Consider the following 21,482-nt stretch of genomic DNA (forward strand, 5'->3'; position numbering starts at 1 on the left):
AGAAAGCGGTGCGAGAAAATGGTTGCCTGCAGAAACCAGGTCGCGTGAAAGGTCCTCCATGCCCCACCTCGCCATCGACTACTCCGCACACCTGGCCGATGTCTTCGACCGTGCGGCCCTGGTCAGGGAGCTGCATCCGCTCGTCCTCGAGGAGAGCGGATCGGCGGGCGTGTGCAAGACGCTGGTGCGTCCGGCCGAGACGTACGTCGGTGACGGAGCGGGGGAGGGGGCCGCCTTCGTGCACGTGGAGGTCGGTCTCAAACCAGGGCGGTCCGAGGCGCTGAAGGGGCACCTGGCCGAGAGCATCCTGGCCCTGGTCGGCAAGCACCTGCGGGCGGACGACGTGGTCCTGTCGGCGGAGGTGCGGGAGCTGGCCGGCTCCTACCGTCTGTCGCCTGCCGCGCCCCGCGTGCAACGCCGGCAGACCCGTCCGGCACCGTCGGCGTCGCCCGCCGACTCCGGGCGGCTGTCGAACACGCCCGCTGTATCCGGCCATTTCCCACGGGGCGGCCTTTGCCGTGAAGTATCCCGTTCGTGCGGGTGACGCGCCGACGGTCGCGCGCCGCCGACCTCGGACGATGTCCCTCGCGGCCACCGTGCCCCGGTCCTCCCGGGCCCGGCGCGGCGGCCCGTGGACCGTGTCCGAATGACTTCCCGCCCGATAACGGCACCCCGAGGTGTTGTCGGTGCCCGCTGCTAGACCCGTTCCTCAAGACGGGCCGCGCCCGGCGGCCACGACCGGGAGGGGAAGCATGGCGAAGGTACCGGACGGGTTCCACACCGTACGCGCGCACATCCGCCGCAATCCGAGGCCTCGGAGTGCCAAGCGGATGAGTGGGTGGACGATCGCCGGTCTGCTGGCGGGGGTCTGGCTGTGGGGGGCAGCTGTTCGGCTCCGGAGAGGCCGCCCCCGCGTCCCCGGCGTCTCCGAACCCGGCCGTCAGCGCACCGGCCGAGGGCCGGTGAGGCGGCGGTGACGGCGAGGCGGCCATCACGCCCGAGCGGCCCGAGCCGTGCGAGTCGTCCGGGCCGTGCGCGCCCCCCGCGCCGCCTGGGTCATCCGCGCCTCCCGCGCCTCCCGCACGGCCCGGTCGAGTCGGCCTCGGCCGCCGTGGTGGCGCTGGCCGCCGTGGTACTGGCGGTCCGGACGGCCGGTGCGGCCGTCGAGGCTCTGGCCGAGGCGTGGCCGGTGCTGCTGCTCATCGCGGTGCCGGCGGGGGCGGCAGTGGCGTGGCGGCTCCGTCAGGCCGTCGCGGGCCGGCGCCGGGACAGGGCGCGGCTGGCCGCGTTGCGCCTCACGCTCGCCGAGCTCGACGCCATGGACGACCGGGACTTCGAGCACGCCCTGCGGGACCTCCTCGTCCGTGACGGCTGGCCGGCCCGGCGGGTGGGAGGCGGCGGCGACCAGGCCGCCGACGTCATCGGTGACCACGCGGTACGCGGCCGGATCGTCGTGCAGGCCAAGCACACGCGGGTCGCCGGGAAGGTCGGCTCGTCGGTGATGTACGCGGTGAAGGGGACGGCCGGGCCGGCCCACGGCGCGGACCACGCGGTCGTCGTCACCAACGGGTCCTTCACCCGCGACGCCATGGCCTGGGGCGACCGGTACGGCGTCCACTGGGTCGACCGGGAGAAACTGCGGCGCTGGGCGGAGGACGGTTCCGCGCTGCACGAACTCCTCGGCCTGCCCGCCCGCACCCGCGGCGCCCGGTTCGGACGCGCCGCCTGACGGAGCGTAGAGAGGCCCGCACGAGGACGGGCCGCACTCCCACCGAGGAGTGCGGCCCTCGCTGTCTCACGGGGCCGACGGGGTGAACCGCCCCGCACGGTGAACGGCTTGTGGCGACATCACGGTGCGACAACGTTGTCGTAATGGTCCGCCGAGACTACCGCGCGGACGGACAACGATGTCAACCCCCAGGCGATGTCTTACCAGGGGTCGACCACGCGGCGCAGCTCCGCCAGTCCGAGCGACTCCGTCCGCCGTCCACGAGGCGCCCCACCCCACCGGCCGACGCACCCTTCCGCCACACCACCCGCACACGCTACTGTCCCTGCGGCTTGTGCGACCCGTGGTGCGCGACCCGTCCGGAGGAGGGGCCGCGTCATGCGTTTCCGTCCGATGTCCCTGCTGCTGGCCGCGGCGCTCGCGGTCGGCGGTGCCACCCCCGCCCTGGCGGCCCCGGCCGCCCCACCCGACACCTCCCTCGTCAAGGACCCCACCGCCTACGTCGATCCCCTGATCGGCACCGCCAACGCCGGCAACGTCTTCCCGGGAGCCGTCGTCCCCTTCGGCATGCTCTCCTGGAGCCCGGAGAACACCAAGGGTGACGCCACCAGAACCGTCGCCCCCGGCGGCTACCACTACGACGCCACCCGTATCCGCGGCTTCAGCCTGACCCACATGTCGGGCACCGGCTGCGCGGGCGGCAGCGGCGACATCCCGTTCTTCCCCTACGCCGGCGAGGTCACCTCGTCCCCGGCGAGCGACACCGAGGACGCGGTCTACGCCGCCGACTTCAGCCATGACGACGAGACGGCCGAGCCCGGCCACTACGAGGTGGGCCTCGCCTCCGGTGTCACGGCCGACCTCACCGCCACCGCCCGTACCGGCTCCGCCCGGTTCACCTACCCGGCCGACAAGCCCGCCAGCCTGCTGGTCCGCACCGCCAACTCCGAGGTCGGCTCCACCGACTCCACGGTGCGGATCGACCCGGAGACCCGGACCATCTCCGGCTCCGTCACCTCCGGGAACTTCTGCGGCTACCTCGACCCCGAGGGCCGGCGTGCCTACTACACCCTGTACTTCACCGCCACCTTCGACCGCGCCTTCAAGGCCACCGGCACCTGGCAGGACGACCGGCTGAACCCCGGTTCCACCACCGCCTCCGGTGGCACCGGCGGCTTCGCGAACGGCGGCCGGCCCGTCGCCGGCAAGGGCGCGGGCGGCTACGTCGAGTTCGAACCGGGCACCGGACCGGTGGGTGTCAAGGTCGGCATCTCCTACGTCGACCAGGCCGGCGCCGAGGCCAACCTCAGGGCGGAGAACCCGCCCCGCCGCTCCTTCGCCTCGGTCCGGAAGGCCGCCCACGACGCCTGGCGGGAGCGCCTCGACGCGATCCGGGTCGGCGGCGGCACCGACGAGGAGCGCGCCATCTTCTACACCGCGCTCTACCACGCCCTGTTCCATCCGAACGTCATCAGCGACACCGACCGCCGCTACCGCGGCCCCGACGACAAGGTGCACCGCGTCGGCCGCGGCCACCAGGCCCAGTACGGCACCTTCTCCGGCTGGGACGTCTACCGCAGCCAGGTCCAGTTGCTGACCCTGCTCGACCCGCGCGTGGGCTCCGACATCGCCCAGTCGCTGTACGAGTTCGCCGGGCAGAACGGCGGGATCTGGGACCGCTGGCTGCACGGGGCGAGCGGCACCCACGTCATGAACGGCGACCCGTCACCCATCGCCCTGGCCGGCATCCACGCCTTCGGCGGTACCGGCTTCGACCTGAAGGGCGCGCTGAAGTCCCTCGTCGAGGCGGCCACCGTACCCACCGAACAGGACCTCTCACCCGCCGGGAAACCCGTGCTGTCGGTCGGCCAGCGCCCCTCCCTCGACAAGTACCTGAAACTGCACTACATGCCGTCCGTATCCAACGCCTGGGGCGGCGCCGCCGAGACACTGGAGATGTCCGGCGCCGACTTCGCCCTGTCCCTGCTCGCCTCCGAGGCCGGGCAGGAGGACACCGCGAAGACCTTCGCCACCCGCGCCCAGTACTGGCAGAACGACTTCAACATCGCCGCCGACCCCACCGGCGGATACATCGCCAACCGCAAGGCCGACGGCAGTTGGGTCACCGGCTTCACCCCCGCCACCGGCAACGGCTTCGTCGAGGGTACGGCGGCCCAGTACACCTGGATGGTCCAGCACAACCCGGCCGGCCTGTTCGCGGCCATGGGCGGCACCGACGAGGCACTGAAGCGGCTGGACACCTTCTTCCACGACGCCGACGGCGGCTGGGTCTTCAGCGGCGGCGGTGGCGACAAGGCCGGCATGGACAACGAGCCGTCGATCAACGTGCCCTACCTGTACGACTACGCGGGCGCCCCGTACAAGGCGCAGGAGACCGTCCGCGCGGCGATGCGCGCACTCTGGTCGACCGAGCCGGGCGGCATCCCGGGCAACGACGACCTCGGCGCGATGTCGTCCTGGTACGTCTTCTCCGCGCTCGGCATGTACCCGCAGGTGCCCTCCCGCGCCGAACTCGTCCTCGCCTCACCGCTGTTCCCCCGGGTGGAGATCGACCGGCCGGGCGGCAAGGACATCTCCGTCCGCGCGCGGGGCGCTGCGGCCGACGCGCCGTACATCCACTCCCTGAAGGTCGACGGCCGCACCAGCGACCGCCCGTGGCTCCCCGCCTCCGTCGTCGAACACGGCGGCCGGCTCGACTACACCCTCTCCGCCACCCCCGACACCACCTGGGGAGCCGACCAGGCCCCGCCGTCCTTCCGCGACGGCGAGCAGCCCTACCAGATCGGCGTCGGACCCACCGCCGCGACCCTCGCCCCCGGCGACAGCACCACGGTCGGCATCCGCGCCCTCGCGGTCAGCGGCGGCGAGGGCCCCGACGTGCGCTTCCGGGTCACCCCCCCCGACGGCATCACGGCGAGCCCCGCCGCGGGCACCGTCACGGACGGCGCCCAGCAGATCGCACTGACCGCCGCCGACGGCACCGCCCAGGGCTTCTACGACGTGAAGGTCACCGTCACCTCCGGCGACACCTCCTACGAGCAGCCCGTCTCCCTCACCGTCGCCGCCCCCGGCACCCTCCTCGCCGCCTACGACAACACCGGCGTCTCCGACGACGAGGGCGAACACGACGAGGCCGACTACGACGGCGGCGGCTGGAGCTACTCACGCCAGGCACTGGCGGCGGCGGGCCTGACCCCGGGGGAACGGGGCACGGTCGACGGCCTCACCTTCACCTGGCCGAACTCCCCGGCGGGCCGCCCGGACAACGCCTCCGCCACCGGCCAGACCATCGAACTCACCGACCCGGCGGCCCGGTTGTCGTTCATCGGCAGCGCCGTCAACGGCAACCAGAAGTCCGAGGCCACCGTCACCTACACCGACGGCACCACCGCCACCGTCGACCTCGCCTTCACCGACTGGACCGTCGGCGGCGGGGGCGGCGCCGTCCAGTACGGCAACCGGACCGTCGCCAAGACCGCGTACCGCAACGTCGCGGGCGCGGACAAGGACCCGGTGGCGACGTACGTGTTCGCCACCGAGCCGTTCACCGCGCCGGACGGCAAGCGGGTGAGCGGCGTACGGCTGCCCGACAACGCGAACCTGCACGTCTTCACCCTCGCGGTGAGCTGACGCCCCGGGTGGTGGCGGGGCAGGCGACCGACTGCCCCGCCACCACGGGCAGCTCTGCTCACATGTGTTCATTACGGCCATTGATCGAGCACTTTCAAGCATCTATCGTCAGACGTGATCGCCCTGTCCGCAGAAGGGATGACCATGTCGGAAGCCCCAGCCGCGTCCGAACTGCGCGTCGGTGTCGTCGGCGTCGGCCAGCGCGCCCAGTTGGCCACCCTCGCCGACCGCCCGGGAACCGCCCGGGTGGTCTCCTGCGCCGACCCGGCCCGGCGCGGCCGGGACGACGCGCGGAAGCTCTTCGGGGACCAGGTCCACGTCCACGAGCGGTACGAGGACATGCTCGCCGACGGCCTCGACGCGGTGTTCGTCCTCACCCCCGACGACGCGCACACCGAGCCGGCCCTCTTCTTCCTCGAAGCCGGCGTCGCCGTGTTCGTCGAGAAACCCCTGACGGTCGACCTCGCCGACTGCGACCGCGTCCTGACCACCGCCGCCCGCACCCGCACCCGCCTGTACGTCGGGCACAACCTGCGCCACCTGCCGGTCCTGCGGCGCATGCGGCGTCTCATCGACGAGGGCGCCATCGGTGAGGTGCGCGCGGTGTGGTGCCGGCACTTCGTCGGCCACGGCGGCGACTACTACTTCAAGGACTGGCACGCCGAACGCGCCCGTACCGGAAGCCTGTTGCTGCAGAAGGGGGCGCACGACCTCGACGCCATCCACTGGCTGGCGGGCGGCTACTCCCGCTCGGTGACCGCCCTGGGCGACCTCGCCGTCCACGGCGGCAACCCGCACCGGCGCACCCGGCCGCAGGGAGCACAGCGCGTCCAGGACTGGTTCGACGCCGGCGTATGGCCGCCGTCCGCCCTGCGTGACCTCAACCCCGTCATCGACGTGGAGGACATCAGCATGATGCTCACCCGCCTCGACAACGGGGTGCTCGCCAGCTACCAGCAGTGCCACTTCACCCCCGACTACTGGCGCAACTACACGGTCATCGGCGACGAGGGCCGCATGGAGAACTTCGGCGACGGCATCGAGGGCGACGACTCGGTGATCAAGGTCTGGAACCGGCGGCGCTCCGGCTACCGGCCCGACGCCGACCTGAACCTGACGGTCACCGAGGAGGGGAGCGGGGAGCACGGCGGCGCGGACGGGGCCATCGTCGCGGAGTTCCTGCGGTTCGCTGCCCACGGCGGAGCCACCGACACCTCGCCGGTCGCTGCCCGCGAGGCGGTCGCCGCGGGACTGGCCGCCACCACGTCACTGCGCTCCGGAGGCGTCCCCGTCGACGTCCCGCCCCTGGCCCCGCACACCGCCGCCTGGTTCGCCGCCCACCAGTCGGCCGTCTCCGGCGGGAGATCGTGTCCGTAGCCCGGGGAACCCCGCGACCGGTCACGGCAGCAGCCGGTGGCGGGCCGCCGCGGCCACGGCTCCGGCCCGGGTGCGCACGCCCAGCTTGGCGTAGACACGGCTCAGGTGGGTCTTGACGGTGGCCTCGCTCAGGAACAGGGTCCGGGCGATCTCCCGGTTGCCGAGCCCTTGGACGAGGTGGCCGAGGATGTCGCGCTCGCGCGGGGTGAGGGCGGGGCCGGGGGCGCGCAGGCGGGAGACCACCCGGTCGGCGACCGACCCGGACAGTACGGCGCGTCCGGCCGCGGCGTCCCGGACCGCCGCGAACAGCCGCTCCGGCGGCTCCGCCTTGAGGAGGTACCCGGTGGCGCCCGCGGCGACGGCCCGCGCGATGTCGGCGTCGGTGTCGAACATCGTCAGGACCAGCACGCGCGGGACATGACCGCCGCCCGGCGCGGTCAGTCGGCGGGTGGCGGTCACCCCGTCCATGCCGGTGCCCAGGTGCAGGTCCATCAGGACCACGTCCGGCCGCAGCCCCGGCACCATGCCGAGGGCCTCCTCGCCGCTGCCGGCCTCCCCGACGACGTCGATCCCCTCGGTGCTGGACAGCAGGGCGCGCAGTCCGGCACGGACGACGGCGTGGTCGTCGCAGAGCAGTACCCGCACGGTCATGGCGCCCCCGTCCCGGCGCCGTCCGCCGCGAACGGCACGGACACCGTCACCACCGTCCCCTCACCGGGCGCGGACTCGACGGTGAGCGTGCCGCCCGCCCGCCGGGCCCGCATCCGCATCAGCGCGAGACCGTGGCCACGGCCGGCGGCCCGGTCGCGACGGGCCGGCCGGCCCGGGCCGAGCGCGTGCGGATCGAAGCCACGTCCGTCGTCGGCGATGTCCACGGTGATCCGGTCCTCCAGACAGGTCAGGGTGACCACGGCCCGGCCGGCCCCGGCGTGCTCCCGCGCGTTGGCCAGCGCCTGCTGGGTCACCCGCAGCAGAGCCGCCTCGGCCGGCCCGGGCAGCGGACCGACGGCACCCGGCGCGCCGTCGGCGGCGTCCAGGCGGAACTCGACGGCCGGCCCCGGCGCCCCGCCGTCCCGTCCGGCGAGGTCGCGCAGCGCCTGCACGAGCGAGCTCTCCGCCAGGTCGAGCGGTTTCAGGTCGCGGACGAACCGGCGGACCTCGGCGAGCGCCCGGTCCGCGCTCGCGGCGGCGTCCCGGACGTGCCCGTACGCGGTGTCCGGGGCGGTGTGCCAGTGGCGCTGCGCGGCCTGCAGCAGCATCTGCTGGCTGGACAGGCTCTGGGCGAGAATGTCGTGGATGTCCGCCGACAGGCGCTGGCGCTCGGCCAGGACGCCCGCGCGCCGCTCGGTGGCGGCCAGCTCGTCGCGGGCGCGCACCAGGTCGTCGATGAGCACCCGCTGCCGGGCGGTCAGCCGCCGGCTGTGCACGAGGACGGCCGTGGCGACGATGCCGACGGCTACCGGGGCGATCACCAGGTTCGGATTGAACCCGCCCTCGGCGATCCGCACCTCGGTGACGACGACGAGGACGACGAGTACGGCGGCGAGCGGCACCGCCAGCCGTACCGGCAGCCGGTGCAGGCCGGTGAACAGCAGCGGCATGGTGCACCAGGTGGCACTGGGCTCCAGGGCGAGCAGCAGCAGCCAGAGCGCGAGCACCGCGCCCAGCCAGAGCAGGTGCCGGACGGCGGGACGTTCGCCGGGCCGGGGCGCGGGCGCCCGCACCTGCCCGAACAGGTAGAGGGCCCCGAAGGCCAGGAACAGGGCGAGGACCCCTCCGGTGCGCGCGCCGTCGGCGAGGCCGTGGGTCAGCAGACGGGTCACCGCGCCGCCCAGCAGCAGGACGAAGGCGGCGTGCACGGCCGCCGTCAGCCAGCGCGCGTCGGGGTCCGGCTCCGTGCCGTCTCGCTCCACCGCCGCGTTCCCGTCGCCTCGCCCGTGCCTGCCCCACCACGTATACACGCCGGCCCCGCGAGGCACATCATCCGAACGGCCGACATGGCATGGCCCTCCGCGGCCCCCCGGGGATGACTGGACGTGGGACGACCCCGACCGCCCCGCCCGCGAGACTGCGGGGACCGGCCCCGGCCGCACCCCGGGAAACCCTACGGAGAACGAGCACCGCCATGCCCAAGAACCTCACCGCCAACCGCGCCGCCCTCGGCCACCGCCTGTCCTACGCGCTGCGCCACCCCGCCCGGATACCCCGGCACCTGCGCCGCACCGCCCGCGACGCCTGGCTGCGCCACCGCTCGCCGGACCACGTCGCCTACTACCGCGCGGTCATGCGCTCGGACACCCGCCGCGACCCGGACGCCGCCGTGGGCAGCCGCAACCGCGAACGCTGGCTGGCGCTGGGGGCCATGCAGTTCGACTACCTGCTGGGCCACGGACTGCGCCCGGAGCACCGGATGCTGGAGATCGGCTGCGGCAACCTGCGGGCGGGCTGGCGGTTCATCGAGTACCTGCGCCCCGGCCACTACTACGGCGTGGACATCTCGCCCGACATCCTGTTCGCCGCGCAGGACACCCTCCGCGACCAGGGCCTCCAGGACCGGCTGCCGACGCTGACACCGGTACGCGACCTGACCCTGGGGTTCCTTCCGGAGGGCCGGTTCGACGTGGTGCACGCGCACAGCGTGTTCTCCCACTCGCCGCTGCCGGTCATCGAGGAGTGCTTCGCCCACATCGGCCGCGTCCTGGCACCGGGCGGCTGGTTCGACTTCACCTTCGACCGCACGGAGGGCGAGGAACACCACGTCCTGCGGGAGGACTTCTACTACCGCACCGAGACACTGACCGCCCTGGCCGCCGACCACGGCCTGGCGGCCCGCTTCATGGACGACTGGGAGCAACTCGGCCACGGCCAGTCCAAGATCCGGGTCACCCACCGGACGGACGGGTAGGCGCCACCCCGGGCGGCGGCGTGGCCGTCCCGCCGCGCCCGCCACGACACGGCCGGACCGGGGTGAGGCCGGCCCGGACGGGCGGATACCGTGGCCGGGCGCACCCCCGAAAGGAACGCAACGCCGTGAACCATCTCTTCCTGCCGGCCGACGCGCCCGTGGACGCCGCCCTGCGCGGCTTCGCGCTCGCCCACCCCGGCCTCGTCCGCCTCCACGAGGACCCGCTCTACGTCACCGCCCGCGACCGCCACCCCAGCCGCCGGGTCGGCCTGCTGTCCGGCGGCGGCTCCGGACACGAACCCCTGCACAGCGGGTTCGTCGGCCGCGGCATGCTCGACGCCGCCGTACCGGGCCGCGTCTTCGCCTCCCCGCACAACCGCCAGGTCTACGAGGCCTCCCGCGCCGTCGCCGGCCCGGACGGCGTGCTGCACGTGGTCAAGAACTACACCGGCGACCGCATCAACTTCGGCATCGCCGCCGAACGCCTGCGCGCCGACGGCATCCCCGTACGCCGCGTCCTGGTCGACGACGACCTCGCCACCGACGACACGGAGACGGCGACCGGCCGCCGCGGCACCGGCGCCACGGTCGTCGTGGAGAAGCTCCTCGGCGGCGCCGCCGACGCGGGCCTCGGGCTGGACGAACTGGCCGAGGCGGGCGCCCGGTTCGCGGCCGCCTCGCGCAGCATCGCCGTCGCCGCCCGCGCCCAGACCGCCCCCGGCCGCGGCGGCGAGGCCTTCGAACTCGCCGACGGGGAGATCGAGTACGGCGTCGGCATCCACGGCGAACGAGCCGCCCGCACCGTGCCCCGCCCCGACTTCGCCGACCTCGTCGACCGCATGACCGAGCAGGTCCTCGCCGCGCTCCCGGACGGCGCCCCGGACACCGTACTGCTGCTGGTCAACGGCCTGGGCGCGACCACCCTGCTGGAGCTGTACGCCGTCCACGACCGGGTCCGCCACCTCCTCGGCGAGCGCGGTGTGAGCGTCGCCGGGCAACTCGTCGGCACCTTCGTGCCCGCACTCGACATGAGCGGGTTCTCGGTGACCGTGACCGCGCTGCGCGACAACTGGCTCGACTGGTGGCACGCGCCCGCCCTGACCCCCGCCTTCCCCGTTTCGGAGACCGCCCGATGACCACGACCGCCGACCAGGAAAAGGTCCTGCGCACCTACGCGCAGGCCGCCCGCACCGCCCACGACGCGCTGACCGCCCTCGACCAGCTCTCCGGCGACGGAGACTTCGGCGACAACCTCCGCGGCGGCCTCGACGGCGTGGAGGCCGCGCTCGACGCACGCCCCGCCGACGCCCCGTTCACCGTCGCCGCCGGCGTCTTCCTCGACGAGGTCGGCGGCACCAGCGGCCCGCTGATCGGCCTGCTGTTCCAGGAGATCGGCCGGGCGCTCGCCGTCCACGGGGACGGCCGCGAGGGCTGGGCGGCCGGCGTGCGCGAGGGCCTCGCCGCCATCCAGCGCGTCGGTGAGGCCGAGCCCGGTGACCGCACCATGGTCGACGCGCTCGCCCCCGCCCGCGACGCCCTCGTCGGCGGCGCGGGGTTCGCCGACGCGGCCCGGGCCGCCCTCGCCGGAGCACGCGCCACCGCCGACATCAAGGCCCGCCGCGGTCGCGCCTCCTACCTCGGCGAACGCGCCCTCGGCGCCCCCGACCCCGGCGCGACGGGTGTCGCCCTGCTCTTCTGGTCCCTCGCCCGGGCCGCCGAACCGGACGCGGACCTGGGCACGGTGGCCGACGTGATGGGCAGGCCGGCGACGTCCTGACCCGCCCCCACGGAGCGCGCACGGCGGCGACGCCGAAGGGGGGCGCGGTACCGCGAGCCACCCGGTTTCGCCCGCGTCGCCCGGAACGAGCCTTCGTGACCAGGCTTAACTACGGCTGGTGACAATGGCGTTCCCCGTTGGCAGGGCACCGTGCCGCCGTGTAGCGTCAGCAGCAGATGTCGTGGTTCGCCGTACCAGCCCGCGCCGTGGCGCGGGCGTTCTGCTGTGTGCCCGAGGACCAGGACGACCACCTCCGGGACGCACCGTGCGGACCCGTCACCGATCGGAAGGCACCAACATGGCCAGCGGCACCGTCAAGTGGTTCAACGCGGAAAAGGGCTTCGGCTTCATCGCCCAGGACGGAGGCGGCCCCGACGTCTTCGCGCACTACTCCAACATCAACGCCACGGGCTTCCGTGAGCTCCAGGAAGGCCAGGCCGTCACCTTCGACATCACGCAGGGCCAGAAGGGCCCGCAGGCGGAGAACATCACCCCCGCCTGACCGCCGCGGCAGGACCGCAGCACGAGGCCCCGCCGGCCGGCAGGCCGGCGGGGCTCGCTGTCACCGGCGCCCCGGCCGGACGGGACTCAGCGGCCGGCCACGACCGGGGCCGTGACCTCCGGTCGCCGGACCAGCTTCGCCAGCAGCCCGTGGCGTGGCGCCAGACACCAGGTCAGGACGAACAGCCCGGTCAGCACCACGACCACCGACCCGCCCGCCGCCAGGTCGTACACGTACGAGACGTAGAGCCCGGCGATGCTCCCCAGGCACCCGACGGACGAGGCGAGCAGGGTCATGGCCCACAGCCGCTCGGTGAGCATGCGGGCCGTGGCGGCGGGTGTGATGAGCAGCGCGAGGACGAGGATGTTGCCGACCGCCTCCAGCGACATCACGATCGTCGTGGTGACGAGGATGTACAGGGTGAGGTCGAGGCGGAACACCGGCAGGCCCGCGCACCGGGCGGTCTCGCGGTCGAGACTGACGGTGACGAGTTCCTTGCCGATCGCCAGGACGACCAGGACCAGTACGGCCCCGACGACGGCCACGGTCCGTACGTCCCCGGCGCTGACCGCCAGTACCTGCCCGAACAGGAACGACGAGAGGTCCGTCGTCCAGCTGTCGCGGGTGGAGACCAGGACGATGCCGAGGCCGAACGCGAAGGCGAAGAAGACGCCGATGACGGTGTCCTCCTTCAACCGCCGGTTCTGCGAGACGAACGCGATCAGCACGGCCGTGGTGATCCCGGCCGCGGCCCCGCCGAGCAGCAGGTTGCCCTCGAAGGCGTAGGCCAGCGCCACGCCCGGGAAGGCGGAGTGGGCGACGGCGTCGCCGATGAACGCCATGCCGCGCAGCACGACGTGGACCCCGACCACACCGCACACCGCGCCGATGATCGCCGCCACGGCGAAGGCCCGCTGCATGAAGGGCAGTTGCCAGGGGTCCGTGAGGAAGCCGGCGAGAGCGTTCACGGCGCGGTCACCGTGCCGATCGCACGGTCCAGGCCGAAGGCCCGCAGCATCTGGTCCGGGTCGGCGAGGAGTTCCGGGCCGCCGTCGGCGACCACGGTGCGGTTGAGCAGGGCCACCCGGCCGCAGGTGCGGGCGGCCGCCGCCAGGTCGTGCGTGGTCATCAGCAGCCCTCTGCCTTCCGCGGCCAGCCGGCCGAACAGCTCGTTCAACAGTTCCTGAGTGGGGACGTCGACGCCGGTGAACGGTTCGTCCAGGAGCAGGACCCGGGGCCCGGCCGCGAGCGCCCGGGCCACCAGGACCCGTTGCCGCTGACCGCCGGACAGCTCGCCCACCGGCCGGCGCCGCAGAGCGGTGAGCCCGGTCAGCTCCAGCGCCTCGTCCACCGCCGCCCGGTCCGCGGGGCCCGGCCGGCGCAGCCAGCCGATCCGCCGGGTGCGGCCGGTCAGGACCGCGCCGGTGATGTCGATGGGGAAGTCCCACGCGAACTCGTGCCGCTGCGGCACGTAACCGACGCCCTGCCCGGCCCGGCGCCCGGTCCGGCCCTCCACGGCGACCTCCCCGGCGGCCAGCGGCACGAGGCCGAGCGCGGCGCGCAGCAGGGTCGTCTTGCCGGCGCCGTTGGGGCCGATGAGCCCGACCAGTTCCCCCGCGCCCACCGACAGGTCGGCCCGCTCCAGGACGGTGCGTCCGCCGAGGACCACCGTCGCGCCGGTGACCCGCAGCAGCGGGTCCGTGCCGTCAGCCACGGGCGGTCCTTCTGCGCCGGGCGGCCAGGAAGGACAGGGCGCCCGCCACGGTGAGGGCGGCGGCCGTCGTGCCGGCCAGCACGGTCCCGCCGGCACCGGTGGAGGCCATCGACCCACCGGACCCGTCCGACGCCGAGCCGCCCGAGGCATCCGCCCCGGAGCCGGAGCCGGACGCCTCTGAGGAACCCGCCGAACTTGAGGCGCCGCCGGAGCCCTTGTCCGAGCCGTCGCCCGGGGACACCGTCGAGGGATCGGTGTCCCCGACCACGAAGGTCACCGTCTCGGTGTCGCTGACGGCCTTGCCGCCGGCGAGCTTCCCGCTCATCTTGAACGTCAGCCGGTAGGTGCCCTGCGCGGTGAACGCCCAGCCGCCGTGCGCGTGCGTGTTCCGCGCGACGTCGAAGGAGTCCGGCGTCCCGTCCCCGCTGTCGAACAGGACGTTCGCGCCCGACATGGCGTCGTAGGTGTAGAGCGCGTAGGCGCCGGGGCCGTCGACCGCGGTGAGCGAGAACGTCACGCCTCCCTCGGTCGCTCCGGCCGTGATGTTGTCGGTCGACCAGCCGGGCCACAGCAGGCCGTCCTGCTGCACCTGGTCGAGCAGCCACACCGGGTCGCCGGCCTTGCCCAGGAAAGCGAACTGGTCGTTGTCCGGAACGGAGTTCTTCGCCGCGGGCTTGACGTGCAGGACGACGGAGGACGGCTCGCGCCAGACGGTCCGCCCCGCGACCGTGCCGTCCTTGAGGTGGATCCGCAGCTTCCCGCCGACGACCCGCGCGGCGAAGTCGACGTGCCCCTCGTCGAGCACCGTCCGGTCGGACACGACCTCACCAGCGTCGTCGGCGGCGGCGAGCGAACCGGCCGTCCCGGTCCCGGCCGTCCGCGCCGCGACCTCCGGTACCCGTGCCGTCACGGTCCCGGTCCCCTCGGCGGCGTCCGCGGACGCGGAATCCCCGGCGGCGGGCACCTCCACCGGCTCCGTGGCCTGCCCGGCCGTCGCCTCACCGGCCGGGGCCGCGTCTCCCACCGTCACGGTGTACACGGTGCCCACCGAGAGGTCACGTCCGTCCGCCGCGGTGGCGTCCGCCTCGAAGATGACCTGGTAGGTGCCTTCCTCGCTGAACTCCCACCGGGTCTCCTCCCGCGCGCCGACGGGAAGCTCCCGTACGTCCGGCCGCGCGTCGCCGCTGTCGAAGACCGGCGCGTCGCCGTCCCCGTCGTACACCTTCACCTCACCCGGACCCTCCAGCCCGGCCAGGGACCACCGCACGGTGTCCCCGGCGACCGCGCCCTCGGGCACCGCGGTGGTGTCCCATCCCGGAGCCGAGCCGTCGAGGGTCCCTGCCCGGCCGACCCGTACCGTGTGCGAGGCGTCCGCCGGGTCCAGCGTGAGGGTGCCGTCCCGCCAGGCGATCCGGCCGAGTTCCGGGTCGGTGCCGGTCACGTCGTCCGCGACGGCGAACCCGCCCTGCGTCATGGTGGCCGCGAGGACCACCGCCACGGCGGTCCGCCGGTTCGCGCGCATGCTGTTCATCAGGCCGATCCCCCCAGGCACCTGGCGAGTTCCTTCGCGTTGTGCCGCATCATCGAGACGTAGTCGTGGATCTTGTCGTCGAACGAGTCGCCGTAGAGCGTGCAGACGCCGACCCGCTGGTCCTCGGCGACCCTGCGCAGCACGTCGGCGCGTGCCGCCAGGTTCGGTTCCAGGAAGACCGAGGGCACCCGCTTGTCGCGGATGGTGTCGCCGAGCTTCTCCACCTCGGCGGCGCTGGGCTCCTGGTTCGGTACGGGGACGACGAAGCCCACCACCTCCATGCCGTACGCCTTCGCGAGGTAGCCGAAGGCGTCGTGCGTGGTGACGAGCTTGCGGTTCTCCTCCGGCACCGTGGCCAGTGTCCGGGCGACCTCCTCGTCGAGTGCGCCGAGCGTCCTGAGGTACGCGGCGGCGTTCTTCTCGTACGTCGCCCTGCCCTCCGGGTCGGCCTCGATCAGCTCGGCCTCGATCCGGCGGACGTACGCCTCGGCGTTGGCGACGTCCTCCCACGTGTGCGGGTCCAGGTCGCCGTGCACGTGCTTGCCCAGCACCGCCTGCGGCAGCACCCACAGGTCGTCGCCGGGGGCGCCGAGGAAGGCGTACGGCTTCTCCTCGGGCACCGACTCCCGGGCGCGGTCGGGTACGTCGAGCACGACGTCCTCGGCGGCGACGCGTCTGGTCTCACCGCCGGCGCCGTCGGTGCGGACGTACACCTCGCCGGTCTCCGCGTCGAGCGCGACGTCGGCGTGCCCGCTGTCGAGGACCTCGGTCCCGGCGGGCGGCTCGGCGGCGTCCCCCACGGTGAAGGTGAAGGTGCCGCTGCCGATCTCCTCGCCGCCTCCGTCGAGTGTCTCCGTCCGTCCCTCGACGGTGAGCCGGTAGACGCCGGGTTCGCTGAAGGCCCAGTTGACGTGGGTGTGCGCCTCGGGCGGCAGGGTGAAGGAGTCGGCGTCGTCGAACCCGTCGGAGGAGTCCACGTACACCTTGGGCCTGCCGAGCGTGTCGGTGAGGTACACCCGCAGGTCGCCGGGGCCCTCCAGCTTCGTGGCCGTCGTACGGACCTGGGATCCCGCGCCGGCGACCTCGCCCTCGACGGCCCAGCCGAGCCAGAGCACGTCGAGCCCGAGGTCCTCCTCCAGCTCGATGACGGTGCCGCCGTACTCCTCCAGCCGCTCGCCGAGCTCGATCTTCGGGGCGGACTTCCCGGCGTTGGTGTGGACCATCTTCATGATGCCGGGTTCTTCGAGCAGCAGGCCGTTGCTGAAGACGACATCGGCCCGGGTGACCCCGGTGGCGTCCCCGGGGCTCGGCTCGTACGAGTGGGGGTCGCCGTTGCGCGGCACGATCGACGTGACGTCGACGCGGTCACCGCCGACCCGGCCCACCAGGTCGGCGAGGATCGCGGTGGTCGTCGACACCGCCAGCTCCGCGTCGGAACCGCTGTCTTCGCCGAGCCGGCCGCATCCGCTGAGCAGGGCGGTCGCCGCGAGCAACGCGGCGGTGAGGGTGGTACGTCTCGGGTGGCCCCGCATGGGGCTCCTCCTTTACTGGGACAGGACGTGTGCCGCGTGCGTTCTCATGGAGCGGTGCGCCGACGGCGTACGAGGAGCAGAGTGCCGCCGCCCAGGACCAGGGCGACCACGGCGGCACCGGCGATCACCGCGATCCGCGCGCCGGTGGAGGCGAGCCCGCCGGTCACCGTGGTGCCGTCACTCCCGGACGACGAACCACCCGCCGTACCCGACGAGCCGGCCACCGAACCCGTCGGGCCGGTGGTGCCGGTCGCGTCCGGTGTGTCTGCTGCGTCCGGAGCGGACGACGACGGAGCCCGCGAACCGCTCGGTGCCGCGGTGGGCGTCGTGTCCGGCGTGGTCGTCGGTGTCGCCGTGGGCTCCTCGCCCGCGCCGGGTACGACGGTCGCCGGGTCCACGTCGTCCCCCACCACCCACGCGAGGGTCTCCGTGTCGGACACCTCCGTGCCGTCGGCGAGCGTGGCACTCACCGTGAAGGTGGTGCGGTAGACGCCTTCCGCGGCGAACGCCCACACGGTGTGCCGGTGGGTGGGAACCGACAGGCCGAAGCTGTCCGGCAGCCCGTCCCCGCTGTGCGCGTGCGTGGTCACCGAGCCGACCGAGCCCTCCGTGAAGACGCTCACCGCACCCGGTCCCCGCACGGCGTCGAGGGAGAAGGTGACCCGTCCGTCGACCTCGGAGCTCTTGAACTGGTCCGTGCTGAAACCCGGCCAGACCAGGCCGTCGACCTGCTGGATGGGCAGCCACCACACCGCGTCGCCGACCGCGCCGAGGAACTCGAACCCCTCCGTGATCTTCCGCCGGGCCTGCGGCCTCACGTGCAGCACGACCGCGCCGGGCTCGTGCCACTCGTACGCCTGCGAACTCCCCTCCTTCACCTGGAACTGCATGCCCCCGTCGACCGGACGCGCGGCCAGGTCCAGGTGCCCGTTGTCGATGACGTGCGAGGAGGGGGCCGTGGGGGGTGTGCTCGTGCTCGGCGGGGGAGTGGGGGAGGGAGCGGGCGTGGAGCCGTCACCGGGCAGGACGTCCGCCGGGTCGACGTCGTCACCGACGACCACGGCCAGTGTCTCGGTGTCGGCCGAACCGCCGGCCCGCACCGTGAACGTCAGCCGGTAGACGCCCTCCGCGGTGAACTGCCAGGTGGGCAGGGCGCGTTCCGCGTCACCGGGGAGGGTGAAGGAGCGCTGGACGGAAGCCGCGGTACCGAGGTACGGGACCGGCGGAGCGTTCACGTCGTCCATGCCGCGGGTGTACGAGGCCATGCCGAAGTCCCCGGGCCCGTCGAAGCCGGACAAGGTGACCTCGGTGTCACCGCCCGCCTCGGTGCCGTTCCAGCCCGGCTCCGGGGCGAAGATGTTGCCCGCCTCCCAGCCGTTGAGCTGCCAGCTGTCCAGGGTGCTGGTGCCCAGCGCCGTGGCCAGGGGATCGACGGTGTACTGCAAGGTGGACGGCACCGCGTGCAGGACGACGTCGGACGGCTCCCGCACAACCGTCGTACCGCTGCCGCGGTCGTCGACCTGCAACTGGAGGGCGCCGTCGACGAGCCGGGGAGTGAGGTCGAGTTCGCCTTCGTCCAGGACGACGGCACCGCCGGCGGCGCGGGCGTCCCCGCCACCGCCGGCGACCAGCCCTGCCGCGCCCAGGAACACCGCGGCCGCCACGGTCAGCGCCGCACCTGTGAGAGCGCGTCCGTCACGCGCCAGGGCCGGTGTCACGAGCCGACGACCACCGTGTACGTCTCGGTGGCGGACTCGGTCACGCCACCGGCCGTGCCCTGCACCCGGAAGGTGAGCCGGTAGGTACCGGCCTCCTCGAAGGCCCAGTTGGCGTGGTTGTGGGCACCGACCGCGAAGGTACGGGACTTGTAGGAGCCGGTGGCCGTGTCGCTGTCGTACCAGCGCACACCGCTGCCCGTGTAGACGCTGAAGTCGTCGGTCGCGGCACCGTCGCGGGTGGCGCTCACGAGCCGGTAGGCGACGCTGTCGCCCGCGAAGACGCCGGTGGTGAGGTGCTCGGTGGAGACGCCGGCGAACAGCACGCCGGCGGCGTCCGCCTCGGCCTCGGTGTCGGGCAGCAGCCATACCTGGCTGCCGGAGCCGAGGAAGCCGTAGCCGGGGTTGGCGACCTTGGCGGCGTCCGGCACGGACAGCGTCACGTCCGCGGGCTCGTACTCGGTGTCGTTCTCCTCGTCGTGGACATGGAGGTGAAGCTCGGCGCCGTCCCACTCGGCGTCGAGGACGTCGACATGTCCGCTGGTCAGAGTGGTGGCGGCGAAGGCTGAGGTGTTCAGACCGGCTGTGGCGAGCGCGGCGGCCGCGAGGCCGGTGACGGTGAGCAGACGTCTGTGGGTACGCAAGGGAGACCCCTCTAGGTCATGTTCATGCCCCCTCGGGCACAGTCAGGGACGATAATCGTTTTCATCAAGGTTTGGCAATGGCCTTTCCTGGACACGGCGTCACCCGCCGGTCACTGGCATGCCGAAGGCGACATCCACACGCATGGCCTGGGACTTCTGGGGAGGTGAGCCTTGGTGTCGATGCCTGACAGCCGGCTGCGGCCCACCCGGCGGCGGACAGCGGCCGCGGAGGCCCTGAAGAGCTGCGACCGGTTCGTCTCCGCGCGGGAACTGCACATGCGCATGGTCGCGGAGGGCACACGCGTCGGCCTCTCCACCGTGTACCGGGCGCTGCGCGACCTGGAAGAGCTGGGTGGCGCCGATGTCGTCCAGACGGCGACCGGGGAGCGGCTCTGCCGGTGGCGACGCGACGGTGAGCACCGGCACTGTCTGGTGTGCCGCGTGTGCGGTTGCGGCCGCACGGTGGAGTCGGAGGCCGTCGAGGCGTGGGTGGCGGGCGTCATCTCCGACTCGGGCTTCGCGGCGGTGGAGCACACCGTGGAGCTGGCCGGTGTCTGCGCGCGGTGCCGGCGCGCGGTCGGCGAAGGGGGTCGCGACGGAACGGAGTCGTGGGCGCCCCGGGCCGGGCAGGGCCGCGCGGCCGAGGGGGAGGCCCGAGGTCAGGCGACGCCGCCGTTGGCGTACAGGACCTGGCCGTTGACCCACCGGCCGTCGGGGCCGGCCAGGAAGGCGACGGCACGCGCGATGTCCTCCGGCGTGCCGAGCCGCTCCAGGGGCGAGAGCGCGGCGAGTCGGTCGACCACCTGCTCGCTCTTGCCTTCGAGGAAGAGCGGAGTGGCCGTCGGCCCCGGGGCCACGACGTTGACGGTGACGTCCCGGCCGCGCAGCTCACGGGCGAGGACCAGGGTCATCGCCTCGACCGCGCCCTTGGTCGCCGCGTAGGCGGCGTAGGTGGGCTGCTGGAGCCGGGTGACGGAAGTGGAGAAATTGACCAGCGCGCCGCCGGGGCGCAGCCGCCGGGCCGCGAGCTGGGAGACGACGAACGTGCCGCGCACGTTGACCCGGTGCATCCGGTCGAAGGTGTCCAGGCCCATCTCCGCCACCGGCGCGAGCAGCATGATCCCGGCGGTGTTCACCACGACGTCGACACCACCGAAGCGTTCCTCGGCGGCGTCGAACAGGGCCGTCATCGCGGCCTCGTCGGCGACGTCGCCGGGCAGGGCGACGGCCGATCCGCCGGCCTCCTGGATCGACGCGACGACCTTCTCGGCGCGCTGGGCGCTGCCGGAGTAGTGCACGACGACCGCCGTGCCCCGCGCGGCCAGCTCGGTGGCGACGGCGCCGCCGATCCCGCCCGAGCCCCCGGTCACGATCGCTGCACGGGTGGCGGACTGTTCCGTGGTGGTCATGGTGACCTTCCTCTCGTCATCGTCCACCGGCTTTGTGGACGATGAGTACATTAGCAGTATGTAGACCAAGCGTCCATATCTATATGGCCATCACGTCCATATAATGATTCTCGGAGCCGTGTCGACCAGACCGGCTGCGCCGCACAGCAGGAGGAGACGGGCACGTGGAGCGAACAGAGGCCGAGGGGCCCGGCCGGCTCAAACCGGGGCGTGGCCGCCGCCGGGCGGAGGACGTCCGCCATGCGACGCTGACCGCGGCGGCCGAGCTGCTGCTCGCCGAGGGAGTCCACGCCCTGACCTTCTCCAAGGTCGCCGCCCGCGCGGGCGTCAGCAAGATGACCCTCTACAAGTGGTGGCCCTCCCCCGGGGCCCTGGCCTTCGACGCCTACTTCAACGCCTTCCAGGCCACCCTCGCCTTCCCCGACACGGGCGACATCAGGCGCGACCTGACCACGCAGTTGCGTGTGTTCGTCGACCTCCTGGACCGCAACGGCGCCGTCATCGCCGGGATCATCGGAGCCGCCCAGGGCGACCCCGACCTGGCGGAGGCGCTCTCGACGCACTACGTCACACACCGCCGCCGCCTCGCCGTCGAACGTCTCTCGAGCGCACAGCAGGCCGGCCAGATCCGCGCGGAAGCGGACCTGGAATCGATCGTCGATCAGCTCTGGGGTGCCGTCTACCACCGGCTGCTGATGCCCGCGCAACCCTTGACCGCGGAGTTCGTGGATCAGCTGATCGCCAACCTCTTCCAGGGCGTCGCCCCGGACTCTCATGACCAGGTGACGTGACCCACGGCCGCCGGCCTGCTCGGTCTCGAAGTCATCACCTTGCGCGAGGCGGACGCGCGGGCAGGCGTGACATGGGGACTGCCCCGCTCCCCCCGGAGCGCAGCCCGGCAGGAGTCGGACCCGGCCGCTGCGCTCCGGTCGTGCGATGCCTGCGGGCTGCTAATAGGGCCTGTCGTTTGGACCAGGACGCAGGACACCGGCGGGA

At 73.3% G+C, this 21,482-nt stretch carries 18 protein-coding genes and 1 pseudogene; 10 read left to right on the top strand and 9 right to left on the bottom strand.

Annotated features, from left to right (window positions below; genetic code table 11):
• The first annotated feature begins 58 nt into the window (after nucleotides 1-58).
• The 4 genes from J7I94_RS09080 (at nucleotide 59) to J7I94_RS09095 (ending at nucleotide 6,757) form a co-directional block, all read left to right on the top strand.
• Nucleotides 59-544, top strand: a complete 486-nt coding sequence (locus tag J7I94_RS09080; protein WP_215166438.1) for a 5-carboxymethyl-2-hydroxymuconate Delta-isomerase — start codon at nucleotides 59-61, stop codon at nucleotides 542-544.
• A 567-nt stretch (nucleotides 545-1,111) separates the two neighbouring features.
• Nucleotides 1,112-1,729, top strand: a complete 618-nt coding sequence (locus tag J7I94_RS09085) for a restriction endonuclease (protein ID WP_215166439.1) — start codon at nucleotides 1,112-1,114, stop codon at nucleotides 1,727-1,729.
• A 378-nt stretch (nucleotides 1,730-2,107) separates the two neighbouring features.
• Nucleotides 2,108-5,380: a GH92 family glycosyl hydrolase gene (locus J7I94_RS09090; RefSeq protein WP_215166440.1), complete on the top strand. Its 3,273-nt coding sequence runs from the start codon at nucleotides 2,108-2,110 to the stop codon at nucleotides 5,378-5,380.
• 144 nt (nucleotides 5,381-5,524) lie between these two features.
• Entirely contained in the window at nucleotides 5,525-6,757 is a 1,233-nt protein-coding gene (locus tag J7I94_RS09095; RefSeq protein WP_215166441.1) for a Gfo/Idh/MocA family protein, read from the top strand.
• A gap of 21 nt (nucleotides 6,758-6,778) precedes the next feature.
• Here J7I94_RS09095 and J7I94_RS09100 read toward each other — a convergent pair whose 3' ends face one another.
• Together J7I94_RS09100 and J7I94_RS09105 are read right to left on the bottom strand one after the other, a co-directional pair.
• The gene (locus J7I94_RS09100; RefSeq protein ID WP_215166442.1) at nucleotides 6,779-7,408 is read right to left on the bottom strand and encodes a response regulator transcription factor; all 630 of its coding nucleotides are present in this window, start codon (nucleotides 7,406-7,408) and stop codon (nucleotides 6,779-6,781) included.
• The gene (locus J7I94_RS09105; RefSeq protein ID WP_215166443.1) at nucleotides 7,405-8,670 is read right to left on the bottom strand and encodes a sensor histidine kinase; all 1,266 of its coding nucleotides are present in this window, start codon (nucleotides 8,668-8,670) and stop codon (nucleotides 7,405-7,407) included. The genes J7I94_RS09100 and J7I94_RS09105 overlap by 4 nt, the downstream gene beginning before the upstream one ends.
• Nucleotides 8,671-8,882: 212 nt before the next feature.
• Here J7I94_RS09105 and J7I94_RS09110 point away from each other — a divergent pair, with 212 nt between their 5' ends.
• The 4 genes from J7I94_RS09110 to J7I94_RS09125 all read left to right on the top strand — a co-directional run bounded on the left by J7I94_RS09110 (nucleotide 8,883) and on the right by J7I94_RS09125 (nucleotide 11,941).
• Complete coding sequence (locus J7I94_RS09110; protein ID WP_215166444.1) at nucleotides 8,883-9,662, top strand: class I SAM-dependent methyltransferase; 780 nt, start codon at nucleotides 8,883-8,885, stop codon at nucleotides 9,660-9,662.
• 125 nt (nucleotides 9,663-9,787) lie between these two features.
• Nucleotides 9,788-10,798: a dihydroxyacetone kinase subunit DhaK gene (locus J7I94_RS09115; RefSeq protein WP_215166445.1), complete on the top strand. Its 1,011-nt coding sequence runs from the start codon at nucleotides 9,788-9,790 to the stop codon at nucleotides 10,796-10,798.
• Nucleotides 10,795-11,439 carry a dihydroxyacetone kinase subunit DhaL gene (dhaL, locus tag J7I94_RS09120; RefSeq protein WP_215166446.1) on the top strand — a complete coding sequence of 215 codons (645 nt, stop codon included), beginning with the start codon at nucleotides 10,795-10,797 and terminating at the stop codon, nucleotides 11,437-11,439. Before J7I94_RS09115 ends, dhaL begins: the two co-directional genes overlap by 4 nt.
• A 298-nt stretch (nucleotides 11,440-11,737) precedes the next feature.
• Nucleotides 11,738-11,941 (top strand): cold-shock protein, encoded by a 204-nt coding sequence (locus J7I94_RS09125; protein ID WP_037622929.1) that lies wholly within the window; start codon nucleotides 11,738-11,740, stop codon nucleotides 11,939-11,941.
• An 86-nt stretch (nucleotides 11,942-12,027) separates the two neighbouring features.
• Here the strand turns inward: J7I94_RS09125 and J7I94_RS09130 are convergent, their stop codons facing one another.
• From J7I94_RS09130 to J7I94_RS09155, 6 genes are read right to left on the bottom strand one after another with little or no spacing between them, the layout of a single operon-like run.
• Complete coding sequence (locus tag J7I94_RS09130; protein ID WP_308114521.1) at nucleotides 12,028-12,909, bottom strand: anchored repeat-type ABC transporter permease subunit; 882 nt, start codon at nucleotides 12,907-12,909, stop codon at nucleotides 12,028-12,030.
• The gene (locus tag J7I94_RS09135; protein ID WP_308114522.1) at nucleotides 12,906-13,655 is read right to left on the bottom strand and encodes an anchored repeat-type ABC transporter ATP-binding subunit; all 750 of its coding nucleotides are present in this window, start codon (nucleotides 13,653-13,655) and stop codon (nucleotides 12,906-12,908) included. The genes J7I94_RS09130 and J7I94_RS09135 overlap by 4 nt, the downstream gene beginning before the upstream one ends.
• Nucleotides 13,648-15,186 carry a TIGR03773 family transporter-associated surface protein gene (locus J7I94_RS09140; RefSeq protein ID WP_215166447.1) on the bottom strand — a complete coding sequence of 513 codons (1,539 nt, stop codon included), beginning with the start codon at nucleotides 15,184-15,186 and terminating at the stop codon, nucleotides 13,648-13,650. The genes J7I94_RS09135 and J7I94_RS09140 overlap by 8 nt, the downstream gene beginning before the upstream one ends.
• Entirely contained in the window at nucleotides 15,186-16,718 is a 1,533-nt protein-coding gene (locus J7I94_RS09145; protein ID WP_215166448.1) for an anchored repeat ABC transporter, substrate-binding protein, read from the bottom strand. The genes J7I94_RS09140 and J7I94_RS09145 overlap by 1 nt, the downstream gene beginning before the upstream one ends.
• A gap of 44 nt (nucleotides 16,719-16,762) precedes the next feature.
• On the bottom strand, nucleotides 16,763-18,382 hold the full coding sequence (locus tag J7I94_RS38205; protein ID WP_215166449.1) for a choice-of-anchor M domain-containing protein: 1,620 nt from the start codon (nucleotides 18,380-18,382) through the stop codon (nucleotides 16,763-16,765).
• A gap of 50 nt (nucleotides 18,383-18,432) precedes the next feature.
• Entirely contained in the window at nucleotides 18,433-19,077 is a 645-nt protein-coding gene (locus J7I94_RS09155) for a choice-of-anchor M domain-containing protein (protein WP_215166450.1), read from the bottom strand.
• A 180-nt stretch (nucleotides 19,078-19,257) separates the two neighbouring features.
• Here J7I94_RS09155 and J7I94_RS09160 point away from each other — a divergent pair.
• Nucleotides 19,258-19,611: pseudogene (locus J7I94_RS09160) on the top strand (Fur family transcriptional regulator); the annotation flags it as partial.
• A gap of 125 nt (nucleotides 19,612-19,736) precedes the next feature.
• On the opposite strand, the gene J7I94_RS09165 reads toward J7I94_RS09160, so the two are convergent.
• Nucleotides 19,737-20,486, bottom strand: a complete 750-nt coding sequence (locus J7I94_RS09165) for an SDR family oxidoreductase (protein ID WP_215166451.1) — start codon at nucleotides 20,484-20,486, stop codon at nucleotides 19,737-19,739.
• A gap of 164 nt (nucleotides 20,487-20,650) precedes the next feature.
• Between J7I94_RS09165 and J7I94_RS09170 the strand changes: the two genes are divergently transcribed.
• Nucleotides 20,651-21,277 carry a TetR/AcrR family transcriptional regulator gene (locus J7I94_RS09170; protein WP_215166452.1) on the top strand — a complete coding sequence of 209 codons (627 nt, stop codon included), beginning with the start codon at nucleotides 20,651-20,653 and terminating at the stop codon, nucleotides 21,275-21,277.
• Nucleotides 21,278-21,482 lie beyond the last annotated feature (205 nt).

This window comes from Streptomyces sp. ISL-12, assembly GCF_018614415.1.
Classification (GTDB): Bacteria; Actinomycetota; Actinomycetes; order Streptomycetales; family Streptomycetaceae; genus Streptomyces.